The following is a 14,143-nucleotide window of genomic DNA, read 5'->3' on the forward strand; positions in this document are numbered from 1 at the left end:
ATGCACACCGCCCACCAACAACGCTGGCAAGATGCACTGCACATCCATCGCGAGATGGCGCAGCAGAGCACGCCTTTGCTGGTGAGTGGCCGCCTGACCAAAGTCACGGGACTGGTGATGGAAGCGGTCGGCCTGCGTATGGCGGTGGGTAGCACCTGCTGGATAGAGCTGCCCAACAACCGCATCGAAGCGGAAGTGGTCGGCTTCGCCGGCGACAGACTGTTCCTGATGCCCGAGAACGATGTGCACGGCCTGGTGCCGGGCGCGCGTGTGACACCAGTGGAACATGTGCGCGCGCCCTACAAGGTCGGCGAACAGGCACCGTTGCGCCGCCGTACTTCCGATCTGGCGCGTCATCTGCCGGTGGGTGACCACTTGCTTGGCCGCGTGCTGGATGGCGCGGGACGTCCGCTCGATCAATACGGTCCGCTGCAGGAAAGCGGCAGCGCCGCCCTGCAGAGCCGCCCCATCAATCCGCTGGAACGCGCGGCCATCGATGAAGCACTCGATGTTGGCGTGCGCGCCATCAACAGTCTGCTCACCGTGGGACGCGGCCAGCGCATGGGCTTGTTCGCCGGTTCCGGCGTGGGCAAGAGCGTGCTGCTCGGCATGATGGCGCGCTACACCAGCGCCGACGTGATCGTGGTCGGGCTGATCGGCGAACGCGGCCGCGAAGTGAAGGAATTCATCACCGACATCCTCGGCAAAGAAGGTTTGAAACGCTCCGTGGTGGTCGCCGCGCCGGCCGACGTCAGCCCGCTGCTGCGTATGCAGGGCGCGGCTTACGCCACCACCATCGCCGAGTATTTCCGCGATCAGGGCAAGAACGTGCTGTTGATCATGGACTCGCTCACCCGTTACGCCATGGCGCAGCGCGAGATCGCGCTGGCCATCGGCGAGCCGCCCGCGACCAAAGGCTATCCGCCCTCGGTGTTCGCCAAACTACCGCAACTGGTGGAACGCGCCGGCAACGGTACCGAAGGCGGCGGCTCTATCACCGCCTTCTACACCGTGCTGACCGAGGGCGACGACCAGCAGGACCCGATCGCGGACAGCGCGCGCGCCATCCTGGACGGCCACATCGTGCTGTCGCGCCGTCTGGCCGAAGCCGGACATTACCCGGCCATCGACATCGAAGCCTCGATCAGCCGCGCCATGAACCATCTGGTGAGCGACGAACAATTTGCGCAGGTGCAGCATTTCAAACGGCTGTACGCGCATTACCAGCGCAACCACGATCTGGTCAGTGTGGGCGCTTACGTAGCCGGTAGCGACCCGTTATTGGATGAGGCGATCGCCCTCTATCCGAAGATGGAAAGATTCCTCAAACAAGGCATGTACCAGGCAGAGGCGTATAGTTCATGTCAGGCGCAGTTCTCTACTTTGTTTGCTGCTAATCAATGAATATCGCCATGACCAAACCGTTCACATTGTCGCCGCTGGTAGATCTGGCACATCAGAAGAATGATGCGGCCACACGCAAACTGGGCAAGCTCAACCAGCAACAGCAGAATGCACAGGCCAAGATGGCCGCGCTGCAGCAATACCGCCGCGACTACGCGACACAGTTCGAGGAAGCAGCCAAACAGGGTATGTCCCCGATGGACATGCAGAACTTCCAGCGCTTCATCGAGCGTCTGGATCAGGCCATCCAGCAACAGCAGGGCGAGATCGCGAAAGCCAGCTCTTCGGTGCAGACAGGCCGCCATGAATTGATGGATACCACACGCAAGATGAGATCTTTCGACACGCTGGCTCAACGCCATGCCGACAACGAGAAGAAGCTGGAAGCCAAAGCCGATCAGCGGCAACAGGACGAACAGAGCGGACGCTTCTCCGCCATGCATCGCGCTGACAAGCAAAACACGAATCAATGAAGGAGAGACGACATGAGCAGCCTGCCCATCCTTAGCAGCCAGACACCGAGCAACGGCAAGATCGATGCCGGAAAACCCGGCAACAACACGCCAAGCGCCGAAGACATCGCCAATGGTTCCGCTCCGTTCGGCGAGTTGCTGGCAAAGCAGTTGAGCCCCCAAGGCCACGACATCAAGAGCGCACTGCTGAAAAAGCTCGCGATCGCGGATGGCGATACATTGCCTGTCGATCCGAATGCACTGTCCCTCCAGGCGTCGGCCGAATTGCGCCCCGACGACATAGCGATCCCGGCAGATCTGCTGGCCAGCCTGATGCACAAGGACCAGCGCATGGCCCGGATCGGCTCAAAAGATACGGCAGCAGCCTCGGCCCCTGACGCAAGGACTACACCCATCACATCCTTGCGCGGGGACGCTGAAGAGCGCGATCCGGCTGCGCGACGCACGCCATCCGGCTTGGCAGGCGAAGACAATCCGGACACCACGCTAGCCACCGGCAAGACAAGCAGACAAGTCGAAGCGCAGGAAGCACGCGAAGCGCGAACAACAAGATCCGGCTCGGCAGCTGACACATCATTCGCTGCCGCCCTGCAAGCCGAGAAGAAAGCAAGCATCTCCGCTGCGACAGGCAAGATCGACACCACCATCCAGAATGTTCTGCCTGCCAGCATATCGACTGCAGCGATAGGCATGCCCAACGCGCTGGCCGCAACACCGGCAGCGCAGGTTGCCGCGACACAGGCCACGATCTCCACGCCCCTGAATCAACCGCAGTGGGCAGATGATTTCAGCCAGAAGGTCACCTGGATCGCGACCCAGCGCTCGCAGAGCGCCGAACTGCACCTGAACCCGGCACAGCTTGGACCGCTGGAAGTCTCGCTCAAGCTCAACGGCGACCAGGCCACCCTGCAGTTCACTTCTGCCCACGCCGCAGTGCGCGAAGCCATCGAGCAATCCATCCCGCGTCTGCGCGACATGCTGGCGGACAGTGGCATCTCGCTGGGCAATACCACGGTCAGCGATCAGGCACCGCGAGAGCAGCAGAAGCAAGGGCAGGCCAGCACAATGCGCGGCAACAGCGAAGCGGACAATTCGCTTGAATCCGACACCCCTACGATGCAGACGACCACGCTAACCAGCCGCCACAACGGCATGGTGGACACCTTCGTCTGAACCTTGAAATACGCCCGAATTTCTGCCTTATTCCCTTGATGGTGTAAGCTTGGCCTTCCGCATAATCATCATCAACAGGAAAGGAATCAGAGATGGCGTCAAAACCCGCAAAGCCCGCAGCACCAGCTGCTCCCGCAGAAGGCGCACCAGCGCCCGCCAAGAGCAATAAACTGCTGATTATCGTCATCGGCCTGCTGGTACTCGTCATGGCAGGCGGCGCAGGCTGGTATTTCACCCAGAGCAAAGCCCCCGCGGAAGAGCATGCAGCCGAGGCGCACAAACCAGAGCCGGTGCTGGAGCCGAAATTCATCCCGCTGGGCGAGAAATTCACCGTCAACCTGCAGCGCGAGGAAGGCGACCAATACCTGCAAGCGGGTATCACACTAAAGATCCTTGATCCCGAGCTGGAACTCAAGATCAAGAACGCCATGCCCGAGATCCGCAGCAAGCTGCTTTTCCTGCTGTCCAGCAAGAAGCCATCCGAGCTAGTGTCTTCCGAAGGCAAAACGATCCTGGTCGAGCAAGTGATCGCCGAAGTGGACGGCATTCTGGGTTTCAAGAGCGAAGCACAGGCCGCCCCTGCTGAAGCGCACGCCCCTGCCGCACACGGCGAAATGGCTCACGGCGAATCCGCTCCGGCACCCGCTGCTCCGGCCGCTCCGAAAGAACCGAAAACCACCGGTGTGGTGGATGTGTTGTTCAGCGATTTCATCATCCAGTAAAAGTGAATTGAGGCCATGAGCGAATTCTTATCCCAGGACGAAGTCGACTCGCTGCTGCGGGGCGTCACGGGTGAGACCGAGGAAGTCAAGGACGCCTCGGAAGCGGGAGGTGTCCGCTCCTACAACATGGCCACACAGGAGCGCATCGTGCGTGGGCGTATGCCCACCATGGAGATCATCAACGAGCGCTTCGCACGACTGTTCCGCATCGCGCTGTACAACTTCATCCACCGCTCCTCCGAAGTGTCAGTCGGGCCGGTCAAGGTGATGAAGTTCTCCGAATTCATCCGCAACCTGCCGGTGCCGGCCAACCTGAATCTGGTGCAGGTCAAACCCTTGCGCGGCAATGCGCTGTTCATCTTCGACCCCAATCTGGTGTTCATGGTGGTGGACAGCCTGTTCGGCGGCGACGGACGTTTCCACACCCGCGTCGAAGGACGCGAGTTCACGCAGACAGAACATCGCATCATCCAGAAACTGCTCGACGTGCTGTTCGAGGCGTACGAGAAATCATGGGAGCCGGTCTACAAACTGGACTTCGAGTTCCTGCGTTCCGAAGTCAACCCGCAGTTCGCCAACATCGCCACACCGAACGAGGTGGTGGTGGTGACGACCTTCGAGGTCGAATTCACCGGCGTCGGCGGATCCATCCATATCTGCATGCCTTACGCGATGATCGAACCGATCCGCGAGCTGCTCTACAGCACCATGCAGGGCGACCATGTCATCGCCGACAAACGCTGGCTGCACATGCTGTCCAAGCAGATCCAGTCGGCGGAGATCGAACTCAACGCCATACTCGGCCATGCTTCGACCACGCTGGATCATGTACTGCGCATGAAAGTCGACGATGTCATCCCGCTGGATGTCCCCGAGAATGTCAGCGTGATGGTGGATAACGTGCCGGTGATGGAATGCAAATACGGCATCTCCAACTCGCACTACGCATTAAAGGTCGAACGTATGGTGAAAACAGATACGGGCGAAGCTCAAACTGGAGGAAAAAATGGCTGAAGACACCACAGAAGAAGCAATCAGCGCCGACGATTGGGGCGCGGCGATGGCCGAACAGGCCGCAGTCGAGACCCCGGCGGCACAACCGCATGTGTTCGAGCAGTTCGCCGGTGAAGGCGGCGCGACCGCGCACAACGATCTGGACATGATCCTGGACATCCCGGTGCAACTGACCGTGGAGCTGGGACGTACCAAGATGCCGATCAAGAACCTGCTGCAACTGGCACAGGGTTCGGTGGTGGAACTGGCCGGTATGGCAGGTGAGCCGCTGGATGTATTGATCAACGGCTTCCTCATCGCCCAGGGCGAAGTGGTGGTGGTGAACGACAAGTTGGGCATCCGCCTGACCGACATCATCACGCCGTCCGAACGCCTGCGCCGCATCAACAAATAACCCGGGACACAACCATGCTCACCCGTTTGTTTGCTGCCCTGTTTGCAGCATCCTGCTCTGCGCTCGCCCAAGCGGCGGATGCTGCGCGCAATGCCTACGTCCCGCCCCCGCCGCCCGCCGGCGTGTCGTCCGGCAGCGTGGTACAGGTGGTCGTCAGCCTGCTGCTGGTGCTGGCGGCCGTGATGGCCGTCGCATGGTTCCTGAAACGCATCAACCATCCGAGTCAGAGCGGCCTCAATGCGCTCAAGGTGGTGAGCGGTATCGCGGTCGGTCAGCGCGAACGCATCGTACTGGTCGAGGTGAACGATACCTGGCTGGTGGTCGGTGTCGCCCCCGGCCAAGTCAGCGCGCTGCACACCATGCCCAAGGGCAGCATCCCCGCAGGGGCTTCGACGAACGGTGCCGTGCCCGAAAGATCGTTCCAGAGTTGGCTCAAGCAGCACATGGAGAAGCGCAATGGCTAGCCGCTTGTCCCCGCTCGGGGCTTCCATTTTCCTGCTGCTCGCACTGAGCCTGGGCATGCCGGTCGCGCATGCGGCCGATGCGGGCATGCTGGCGATCACCAGCACGCCCGCAGCCGGCGGGGGACAGACCTACACATTGAGTTTGCAGACGCTGATCCTGATCACGTCGCTCACTTTTCTGCCGGCCATCCTGCTGATGATGACCGCGTTCACCCGCATCGTCATCGTGCTGGCCATGTTGCGCTCCGCCATCGGTACGCCGTCGTCTCCGCCGACCCAGGTCTTGATCGGCCTGTCACTGTTCCTCACTTTCTTCGTGATGTCGCCGGTGCTGGAAAAGATCTATAACGAGGCCTATCTACCCTACAGCCAGAACAAGATGAATCTGGAAACCGCCTACGAAAAAGGCAGCGCGCCGCTCAAGGAATTCATGCTGCGCCAGACACGCGAAGCCGATCTGGCCTTGTTCGTGCGCATTTCCAACAGCGAAGAACTGGAGAGCCCGGAGAACATCCCGCTGAAGATACTGGTGCCGGCCTATGTCACCAGCGAATTGAAGACCGCGTTCCAGATCGGCTTCATGATCTTCATCCCCTTCCTGATCATCGATATGGTGGTCGCGAGCGTGCTGATGTCGATGGGTATGATGATGCTGTCCCCCGCCACCATCTCGCTGCCGTTCAAGATCATGTTGTTCGTATTGGCCGACGGCTGGAACCTGCTGATCGGTTCGCTGGTACAAAGTTTCTATACCTAACTCAAGAATACAGGAGGCGTCTCATGACCCCCGAAAGCGTAATGACCATAGGCCAACAGGCCATCGAATTGACCCTGATATTGTCGGCCCCCATGTTGCTGACGGCATTGGCCATCGGTCTCGCTGTCAGCATCTTTCAGGCTGCGACGCAGATCAACGAGATGACCCTGTCGTTCATCCCCAAGGTGTTCGGCATCTTTGCCGCCCTGCTGCTCGCCGGCCACTGGATGGTCAACCTGATGCTGGAATACATCACGCGACTGTATGGCAGCATCCCCTACATCATAGGTTGACCGTGTGATCAGCTTCACCAGCGCCCAACTCACCGCCTGGATCGCCATGCTGATCTATCCCATGGCGCGGGTGCTGGCGCTGATCGCCAGTGCGCCGGTGATTGGTAACCGTCAGGTGCCGATACGGATCAAGATCGGTCTGGCGGCGATCTTCACCGTCGTCATCGCCCCCACGCTGGACTTGCAGGACCTGCCCGACCCCGCATCGGCCGAGGGCATCCTGATCCTGCTGCAGCAGATGGTCGCCGGACTGATGATGGGCTTCTCGATCCGGCTGATCTTCGCCGCCATCGAGATGGCCGGTGATATCGCCGGCATGCAGATGGGGTTGGGTTTCGCTAACTTCTTCGATCCGCAGAACTCCACTATCCGCCCTGTACTGGCGCAGTTCCTCGGCATCATCGTGGCACTGACCTTCATCTCCATGGATCTGCATCTGTACATGCTGGCCGCGTTGGGCGACAGTTTCCAGTCCTTTCCTATCGCCAACACGATACCGTCGGCCGGTGCGTTCCGCACGGCGGCCGAATGGGGTGGCAGCATCTTCGCCTATGCGTTGCAATTCTCGCTGCCGCTCATCGCGGCACTGCTGATCACCAACCTGGCACTCGGCGTCCTCACGCGCACCGCACCGCAGCTGAACATCTTCGCCGTCGGCTTCCCCATCACCATAGGCGTCGGCTTCATCGTGCTGGCGCTGTTGCTGCCGTTCCTTGCACCTTTGCTGGAATACATATTCCACCAGGCACTCGATACCGTTGCCCGCATCATGCTGCAACTCAGCGGACGCCCCGCTCCCGCCCCGCTCTGACCGCACAAAATAAAACGGCACACAGATCGCTCTGTGTGCCGCAATGAAGAGAAGGTGGGCTTAACGCAGGTAATCGAACAGCGACAGCTGCGAAACGCGGGCAAACGATTGTTGCGATGCCTGCAATGCCATCTGCTGCTTGTTCAGGTCGGTCACTGCCTGGATATAGTCCGTGTCCTGTATCTTCGACAGCGTGTTCTTGTATTGCAATCCCAGTGTTTCACCGGTGGCCTGCAGAGAATCTATCTCGCGCAGGCGGCCGCCTATGGTGGCCCGTGAGGACAGCACACTGTTCAATGCCTGGTCCAGCGAAGCCAATACCTGTTGCAGCTCTTGATTGAACTGGGCGGCAGCGAAGGCATCGCCGGGTGCCGGGGGGGCATCTGCCAGCGCGATGAAGGCATCCAGCGTATCGAACACGTTCTGATTGGCGCTGGGTTTCACATCGAAGGTGTCGCCCGATGCAGGCGCGCCGCTGATCTCGAACTGGATACCGTCGAAGGTAATCGCCTGTCCGCTGACATAGGCATTGCCGGTCGAAACCGGCGCAGCCGTAGTCAGGTTCTGCACATCGAAGGTCGTTGCACTGGTGAAGGTCACCCGATAGTTGTTGCCGTTGAACGGTGCGGTCAACGCCTGCCCCTGATCGATGATGCCGGTACCGGTGTTAGCCGTACCGGCCGATGTCTGGAACGAACCATTACCGTTACGGACACGCATGAAGATATCGGAACCGGCTTCGGTCGCGGCCATCTGGCGCGAGGCGCTCACCTGGATCTGGCGTTGCACATCATCGCCCTGATAGATCGTGCCCGCTGCCGTCGTCACAAAAGGTTTGACCTTGCCTTGGCCACCGGAGAACAAATAGTTGCCGACGCCGTCGGTGCTGTTCGCCAGACCCAACAGTTCCTGCATGCGTCCGCGCAAGGTGGTTGCGATGCCTTTCATACTGGTGGCATTGGTCATCACACCGCCCGCTTCAACGCCCAGGCCCTTCAGCTCCTGCAAGGCCGACGTGACGCCGGAAAGCACCCCTTCCGCCAGCGAGAGTGTGTTGGCAGCTGCCGTGCGGTTACTTGCAAATTGTGTGTTGGAGGCATCCGACTGATTCAGTTCGATGGCACGCGCCGCCGCTGCCGGATCGTCCGCCGGCGACAGCATGCGTTGACCAGTAGCGATCTGCAAATTGGTCCGGGCCAGATTGCTCTGCATCTGCTGCATGGCTGTCACGCCTTCACTATACAGTGTGCTGGTACTGATACGCATGATGATTAACCTCCCAGTTGCAGCAACGAATCGAACATGGATTGCGAGATCGCCATGGCCTTCGCCGCCGCCTGATATGCCTGCTGGTATTTGAGCAGATTGGCAGCCTCTTCGTCCAGATTGACCCCGGAAACGGACTGCTGCGATTTGGTCACTTGGGCCAGCATGGTGGCCTGCGCCTTGCTGGTGACTTCCAGCTCGCGCGTCTGTGTACCGACCTGCGATACCAGCTGGCTATATGCCCCCTGATAGCTGGTTGTACCGTTCACCAAGGTGTTGGTCGTTTGCAGTTGCGCCAGTTTCAGCATGTTACTGCCGTCAGTGGACGCGTTGGTGTTGGTCTTGACTGTGAATGTATCCCCAGCGACGGGCGTGCCGGTTATCTTAGTAGTCCAACCGTTGATGGTGATGTCCGCGCCACTGGTAAAGGCCTGCGCACCCGCCGGTGCACCGGTGCCACTCACCGTGTAGCTGGTTGCACTGGTAAAAGTGATGGTGATCGGCTGCTGCAGGTTGGCATTCAGCGGTAAGGTGCCCGCCAGCGACGGTTGTGCAATCGCAGCATTTCCCAGATTGGTGATGGGCGCATTGCTGCGGATCGGGTTGGCGGCAGCGATCTTGGCCGGGTCGGTGACCAACAGACCAAAATCACGCGCACCCGCGACCGTGGGACGGATCACATAGGAATCGCCAGCAACGTCCGCTACCGCACCCGGCGTCAGCTGCAGCGTGATGCCGGTGCCGGCCACGGTCTGCGCAGTCGCCAATGCGGCCGGTGTGAAAGACTGGACCGCGGCATTGGTGGTGCGGTTGAACAGGGTGTAAGCCGTGCCGTCGAACTGCAGCAGGTAATCGTCCGTGGTCAGCTTGCCTGGATCGACGATGGTCGAAGCCACGGTCGAATTGCCCACATTGGTGGTCGCGGCCGCGACCTGCGGCGTCGCGATATTGAAAAATTTTCCGCCCAAGGCACCAGCAAAATCCTGCCCCTGCTGGTGCTGGGTATTGAAGGTGTCGGCGATGCCGATGGCGATACGACCCAATGCGTTACGGGCAGGATCCAGAATGGTGTCGCGGAAGGTCAGATAGCCGCCCAGATTGCCGCCTTGCAGCGCGTCTTGCGGGATGCGGCTGACTGTGCCCTTATTGCTAACATAAGCCAATTCCAGCGTACTTGGGTCGGTTGCCGAGTTGGTGACCTGCACCGAGGAGACTTGGGTGCCGATCACCAAGGATTGGCCGTTGCCGATGAACACATCCATCGAACCGTCCACCTGCTTCACGCTGGTGACACCGATCTCCTGGCTCAGTTGCGACACCAGATAGTCGCGCTGGTCGAGCAAGTCATTGGGTAACTGTGACGGCCCGCCCTGCGCCTGTGCCTTGACGATGTTGTCGTTCAGGGCGGCGATCTGCTTGGCGTAGCTGTTGATGAGGTTGGAGCTGTTGATCATTTGCCCGTTCAGGCTGTCACGGATCTCAACCATGCGGCTGTTCAGCGTCTGCATGCGATTGTTCAGGGATTGCGCGCTGCCGATCATGGTCTGCCGCGCAGCCAGCGATTCGGGCGAATTGGCGACCGTATTGGCCGATGCGAAGAAGTCCTGCAAGGCAGTGTTCAAACCGCCGTTGGTGTCTCCCAGCAGGTTGCTCACCTGCACAGACAGATCGTACTGGGTAGACAGGTTGCTGGAGCGCATCTGAGCTGCATTCACCTGCGCACCGAGGAAGTCACTGTACTGGCGCGTGATGCCCAACACGTCTGCTCCGGAGCCAAAATAACCCTGCCCCAGATTCTGCGATATCTGGGTGCCCTGAATGACCTCCTGGCGTGAATAGCCCGGGGTGTTCGCATTGGCGATGTTATGCGTGGTCACGCTGATGCCCGCTTGGGCCACTTTCAGCGCACTGACACCGATGTTATAGACTGAAGCCATGTGATTCTCCTGACGATCCTTCGCCTAGTTTATCGGCAGGTCGCCAAAATACTTTAGGCCTTTGTGCTGATACTGCCGATCACCCCTGCCAGCTTGTCGGCATAGCGGGGATCGGTGGCATAGCCGGCTTTCTGCAGCGACTGGGCGAAGTCTACCGCATTCGTCTGTCCCAATGCACCCGCATAGCGCGGATTCTCGCTCAACAAGCGGGCATAGTCCTGAAAGGAATCCGCATAAGAATCATAGGCCCGGAAGCGTGCCACCTGCTTGCTGGCGACGCCGTCCTGATATTCGGTGGTGGTCACTTCAGCCACTTTTCCTTGCCAGCCACTACCGGCCTTGATGCCGAACAGGTTATGGCTGCTGCTGCCGTCGGCGTTCCTGATCTCGCGCTTGCCCCAGCCGCTTTCCAGCGCCGCCTGCCCCATGATGAAATCAGCCGGCACACCCGTTTTGCGGCTGGCGCGTTCGGCATGCGGCTGCATACGCTCGATGAAACCTTGCTGCGTCATGGGTTGATAGGCTGAAGTCACGGCAGACGGGGCGGGGGCGGCAGGTTGCTGGCCGCTCAACTGGCGCACCATCACATCGGCCAATCCCACACCGCGTTTGGACATCTCCTGCGCCAACTGCTGGTCCAGCATGCCGGTGAACAGCTTGGTCTGCTCGCTATCCATCATGCCGTCCTGCGGTGTCGCGTCGCGCATGCTCTTCATCATCATATTGAGAAACACCATCTCGAACTGCTGCGCGACCTTCTGCAGCGCCTGATCCGGCGCCTGTTTCGCCTGATAGCGCAGGCGGTCCAGCGCCTGGCTGTCCGCTGCGAGTCCGTTCAAACTGTCCGGTGAGAGCGCCATCGCCGTTCCCTAGATGATCTCGAGTTCCGCGCGCAAGGCACCGGCCGCCTTCATCGCCTGCAGGATGGCCAGCATGTCTTGCGGTGTGGCACCGATGGAATTCAGTGCCTTGACCACATCACCCAGCGCCACGCCGCGTTTCAGATGCAGCATATTGCCCGAGGACGCCTCGATCTTGATGTCCGCATTGCTGACCGCTGCGGTATCCCCGCCAGCCAGCGCGTTGGGCTGGCTCACGGCGTTGTCGGTGCTGATGACCACGGTCAGATTACCGTGCGCCACCGCGCATTCGCTCAGAGTGACCTGCTGATTCATCACCACCGAACCGGTGCGGGCGTTGACAATCACCTTGGCGCTACCGGCCGCCGCATCGACCGAGAGATTCTCCAGACGCGACAAGAACTGCACGCGCTCGAAACCCGGCGGGGCCGAGACCTGCACCGTGCGGGCATCCAGCGCATTGGCGATCAAGAAATCTGGCGAAACATCGCGATTGATGGTGTCGGCCATGCGTGCTGCGGTGGTGAAATCCGCCGTATTCAGTTGCAGATAGATGTAATCACCCTGCCCCAGCGCAGTCGGCACCTCGCGCTCCACCGTGGCACCGCTCGGAATGCGTCCCACGCTCAAATGATTGATCACGGTCTTGCTGCCACCCGCCGCCGCACCGGCGCCGCTCACCAGCAGACTGCCCTGCGCCATCGCATACACCTGACCGTTGGCACCTTTCAACGGCGTCATCAGCAAGGTGCCGCCGCGCAGGCTCTTGGCGTTACCGATGGACGAGACCGTGACATCGATGGTCTGGCCGGGACGCGAGAAAGCGGGCAGCGAAGCCGTCACAGTCACCGCTGCCACGTTCTTCAATTGCAGGCTGGTGCCGGGCGGCAAGGTCACGCCCATCTGCGCCAGCATGGTGATCGTGCTCTGCACGGTGAAAGGTGTCTGCGTGGTCTGGTCGCCGCTACCGTCCAGACCGACCACGAGACCGTAGCCGAGCAACTGGTTCTCACGCACACCCTGCACGCTGGCCAGATCCTTGATGCGCTCTGCCAAAGCTGCACTGGAGAATGCGGCCAGCATCACCAGAAGGATAGATACGATAAATCGTTTCATGACATTCTCCTAGAACGGCAGCACGGTAGTGAAGATGCGCGCAAACATACTGGTCACCGCCGCGCCATCCAGATTGGTCGCGCCCTTGTATTCCAGATGCACGTCGGCCACTTTGGTCGACAACACAGTGTTGCTGCCGCTGATATCGTCCGGATTGACTACACCGTAGAAGCGCACGTACTCGTCGGAATAACGGATGCTGACTTGCTTCTCGCCCGCCACACGCAGATTGCCGTTCGGTAACACTTCGGTCACGGTCGCAGTCAAAGTGCCGGTGAAGGTATTGGAACCCGATGCATCGTTCTTGATGCCGGTCTTGACACTGCTACTGCCGGACAAACCGCCGGTGATGGCCGGTGAGGTCACGGACAGACTGCCGGTATTCTCCTGCGTGACACCGGATTTGCCGGTGGCAGCCGTGGTCTCGGCGATACTGATGGTGACGACATCGCCGACACGACGGGCACGGCGATCCTCGAACAGCGGACGGTCATTCACACCGGCCTGAAAGATGGAACCATTGGCAGGCGGCGGCGCAGTACGCGCCATAGTCGGCGAGGCCGTCAACGGCTCGCGGATATTGGTACTGGGCACACAGCCGACCAGCAGCCAGCCGGCTGCCAGGACGCTGATCACACCACTCAAATTACGCATGATGCACCTCGTTAGATCTGTGACAGTTTTTGCAGCATCTGGTCGGACGTGGTGATGGCTTTGGAATTGATCTCATAGGCGCGCTGCGTCTGGATCATATTCACCAACTCTTCCACCACGTTGACGTTGGAGGTCTCGACATAGCCCTGACTCAGGGTGCCGGTGCCGTTGGTGCCCGGCACATTGGTGCTGGGCGTGCCGCTGGAAGCGGTCTCCAGATACAGGTTCTGCCCCATGCTTTCCAATCCGGCCGGATTAACGAAGGTCGCCAACTGGATACTGCCGATCTGCACCGGCGCACTCGAGCCGGCCTGCGTGACGCTGACCACGCCATCCTGTCCGATGGTGATAGAAGTCGCATTGGCGGGTATGGTCAAAGCCGGCTGCACCACAAAGCCGTTGGCAGTGACCAGTTGCCCCTGGCCGTCCGACTGCAGCGAACCGTCGCGTGTATAACCCGTCGTGCCGTCCGGCATCAATACCTGCAAGAAGCCCGCGCCCTGGATCGCCATATCCAGCTGGTTGCCGGTCTGCTGCAGATTGCCCTGGGTATGGATGCGTTCTGCCGCGATGGGGCGAACGCCGGTACCGATCTGCAGACCCGAGGGGATCTGCGTCTGCTGCGACGACTGCGCACCGGGCTGGCGCATGTTCTGGTACAGCAAGTCTTCGAACACGGCACGTGAGCGCTTGAAACCGGACGTATTGATGTTAGCTAGGTTGTTGGAGATGACGTCCATCTGGGTCTGCTGTGCTTCCAGACCGGTCTTAGATATCCACAATGAGCGAATCATGATGCGTGTCC

Annotated in this window: 16 protein-coding genes; 10 read left to right on the forward strand and 6 right to left on the reverse strand. The window is 60.1% G+C overall.

The window, feature by feature from the left end:
* The 10 genes from fliI (at position 1) to fliR (ending at position 7,505) form a co-directional block, all read left to right on the forward strand.
* The gene (gene fliI / locus ACYCZ5_RS06410; protein ID WP_461543963.1) at positions 1-1,404 is read left to right on the forward strand and encodes a flagellar protein export ATPase FliI; all 1,404 of its coding nucleotides are present in this window, start codon (positions 1-3) and stop codon (positions 1,402-1,404) included.
* 8 nt (positions 1,405-1,412) lie between these two features.
* Positions 1,413-1,877: a flagellar export protein FliJ gene (fliJ, locus tag ACYCZ5_RS06415; protein ID WP_461543964.1), complete on the forward strand. Its 465-nt coding sequence runs from the start codon at positions 1,413-1,415 to the stop codon at positions 1,875-1,877.
* A gap of 12 nt (positions 1,878-1,889) precedes the next feature.
* The gene (locus ACYCZ5_RS06420; RefSeq protein WP_461543965.1) at positions 1,890-3,050 is read left to right on the forward strand and encodes a flagellar hook-length control protein FliK; all 1,161 of its coding nucleotides are present in this window, start codon (positions 1,890-1,892) and stop codon (positions 3,048-3,050) included.
* 92 nt (positions 3,051-3,142) lie between these two features.
* Positions 3,143-3,772 carry a flagellar basal body-associated FliL family protein gene (locus ACYCZ5_RS06425; protein WP_461543966.1) on the forward strand — a complete coding sequence of 210 codons (630 nt, stop codon included), beginning with the start codon at positions 3,143-3,145 and terminating at the stop codon, positions 3,770-3,772.
* A 15-nt stretch (positions 3,773-3,787) separates the two neighbouring features.
* Entirely contained in the window at positions 3,788-4,786 is a 999-nt protein-coding gene (fliM, locus tag ACYCZ5_RS06430) for a flagellar motor switch protein FliM (RefSeq protein ID WP_461543967.1), read from the forward strand.
* Positions 4,779-5,180, forward strand: coding sequence for a flagellar motor switch protein FliN (gene fliN, locus ACYCZ5_RS06435; protein ID WP_461543968.1), 402 nt, complete (start codon positions 4,779-4,781; stop codon positions 5,178-5,180). The genes fliM and fliN overlap by 8 nt, the downstream gene beginning before the upstream one ends.
* Positions 5,181-5,194: 14 nt before the next feature.
* Positions 5,195-5,644 (forward strand): flagellar biosynthetic protein FliO, encoded by a 450-nt coding sequence (gene fliO, locus ACYCZ5_RS06440; protein WP_461543969.1) that lies wholly within the window; start codon positions 5,195-5,197, stop codon positions 5,642-5,644.
* Positions 5,637-6,401: a flagellar type III secretion system pore protein FliP gene (gene fliP / locus ACYCZ5_RS06445; protein ID WP_461543970.1), complete on the forward strand. Its 765-nt coding sequence runs from the start codon at positions 5,637-5,639 to the stop codon at positions 6,399-6,401. The genes fliO and fliP overlap by 8 nt, the downstream gene beginning before the upstream one ends.
* Before the next feature lie 23 nt (positions 6,402-6,424).
* The gene (gene fliQ / locus ACYCZ5_RS06450; protein WP_461543971.1) at positions 6,425-6,694 is read left to right on the forward strand and encodes a flagellar biosynthesis protein FliQ; all 270 of its coding nucleotides are present in this window, start codon (positions 6,425-6,427) and stop codon (positions 6,692-6,694) included.
* 4 nt (positions 6,695-6,698) lie between these two features.
* Positions 6,699-7,505 (forward strand): flagellar biosynthetic protein FliR, encoded by an 807-nt coding sequence (gene fliR / locus ACYCZ5_RS06455; protein ID WP_461543972.1) that lies wholly within the window; start codon positions 6,699-6,701, stop codon positions 7,503-7,505.
* Between the two features lie 60 nt (positions 7,506-7,565).
* Here fliR and flgL read toward each other — a convergent pair whose 3' ends face one another.
* The 6 genes from flgL to flgG are packed head-to-tail and all read right to left on the reverse strand — an operon-like array spanning position 7,566 to position 14,132.
* Positions 7,566-8,771, reverse strand: a complete 1,206-nt coding sequence (flgL, locus tag ACYCZ5_RS06460) for a flagellar hook-associated protein FlgL (RefSeq protein WP_461543973.1) — start codon at positions 8,769-8,771, stop codon at positions 7,566-7,568.
* Positions 8,772-8,776: 5 nt separating this feature from the next.
* A complete protein-coding gene (gene flgK / locus ACYCZ5_RS06465) occupies positions 8,777-10,708 on the reverse strand; it encodes a flagellar hook-associated protein FlgK (protein ID WP_461543974.1) in 1,932 nt (643 codons plus the stop codon).
* Positions 10,709-10,761: 53 nt separating this feature from the next.
* Positions 10,762-11,568, reverse strand: coding sequence for a flagellar assembly peptidoglycan hydrolase FlgJ (gene flgJ, locus ACYCZ5_RS06470; RefSeq protein WP_461543975.1), 807 nt, complete (start codon positions 11,566-11,568; stop codon positions 10,762-10,764).
* A gap of 9 nt (positions 11,569-11,577) precedes the next feature.
* Complete coding sequence (locus ACYCZ5_RS06475; protein WP_461543976.1) at positions 11,578-12,684, reverse strand: flagellar basal body P-ring protein FlgI; 1,107 nt, start codon at positions 12,682-12,684, stop codon at positions 11,578-11,580.
* 9 nt (positions 12,685-12,693) lie between these two features.
* On the reverse strand, positions 12,694-13,338 hold the full coding sequence (locus tag ACYCZ5_RS06480) for a flagellar basal body L-ring protein FlgH (RefSeq protein WP_461543977.1): 645 nt from the start codon (positions 13,336-13,338) through the stop codon (positions 12,694-12,696).
* 11 nt (positions 13,339-13,349) lie between these two features.
* Positions 13,350-14,132, reverse strand: a complete 783-nt coding sequence (gene flgG, locus ACYCZ5_RS06485) for a flagellar basal-body rod protein FlgG (RefSeq protein ID WP_461543978.1) — start codon at positions 14,130-14,132, stop codon at positions 13,350-13,352.
* Between the last annotated feature and the right edge of the window lie 11 nt (positions 14,133-14,143).

It is taken from the genome of Sideroxydans sp. (assembly GCF_054604835.1).

Excerpts from the sequence above, each read along its gene's own strand:
- fliI (WP_461543963.1), top strand. The coding sequence starts at position 1 with ATGCACACCGCCCACCAACAACGCTGGCAAGATGCACTGCACATCCAT.
- fliJ (WP_461543964.1), top strand. The coding sequence starts at position 1,413 with ATGACCAAACCGTTCACATTGTCGCCGCTGGTAGATCTGGCACATCAG.
- ACYCZ5_RS06420 (WP_461543965.1), top strand. The coding sequence starts at position 1,890 with ATGAGCAGCCTGCCCATCCTTAGCAGCCAGACACCGAGCAACGGCAAG.
- ACYCZ5_RS06425 (WP_461543966.1), top strand. The coding sequence starts at position 3,143 with ATGGCGTCAAAACCCGCAAAGCCCGCAGCACCAGCTGCTCCCGCAGAA.
- fliM (WP_461543967.1), top strand. The coding sequence starts at position 3,788 with ATGAGCGAATTCTTATCCCAGGACGAAGTCGACTCGCTGCTGCGGGGC.
- fliN (WP_461543968.1), top strand. The coding sequence starts at position 4,779 with ATGGCTGAAGACACCACAGAAGAAGCAATCAGCGCCGACGATTGGGGC.
- fliO (WP_461543969.1), top strand. The coding sequence starts at position 5,195 with ATGCTCACCCGTTTGTTTGCTGCCCTGTTTGCAGCATCCTGCTCTGCG.
- fliP (WP_461543970.1), top strand. The coding sequence starts at position 5,637 with ATGGCTAGCCGCTTGTCCCCGCTCGGGGCTTCCATTTTCCTGCTGCTC.
- fliQ (WP_461543971.1), top strand. The coding sequence starts at position 6,425 with ATGACCCCCGAAAGCGTAATGACCATAGGCCAACAGGCCATCGAATTG.
- flgL (WP_461543973.1), bottom strand. The coding sequence starts at position 8,771 with ATGCGTATCAGTACCAGCACACTGTATAGTGAAGGCGTGACAGCCATG.
- flgK (WP_461543974.1), bottom strand. The coding sequence starts at position 10,708 with ATGGCTTCAGTCTATAACATCGGTGTCAGTGCGCTGAAAGTGGCCCAA.
- flgJ (WP_461543975.1), bottom strand. The coding sequence starts at position 11,568 with ATGGCGCTCTCACCGGACAGTTTGAACGGACTCGCAGCGGACAGCCAG.
- ACYCZ5_RS06475 (WP_461543976.1), bottom strand. The coding sequence starts at position 12,684 with ATGAAACGATTTATCGTATCTATCCTTCTGGTGATGCTGGCCGCATTC.
- ACYCZ5_RS06480 (WP_461543977.1), bottom strand. The coding sequence starts at position 13,338 with ATGCGTAATTTGAGTGGTGTGATCAGCGTCCTGGCAGCCGGCTGGCTG.
- flgG (WP_461543978.1), bottom strand. The coding sequence starts at position 14,132 with ATGATTCGCTCATTGTGGATATCTAAGACCGGTCTGGAAGCACAGCAG.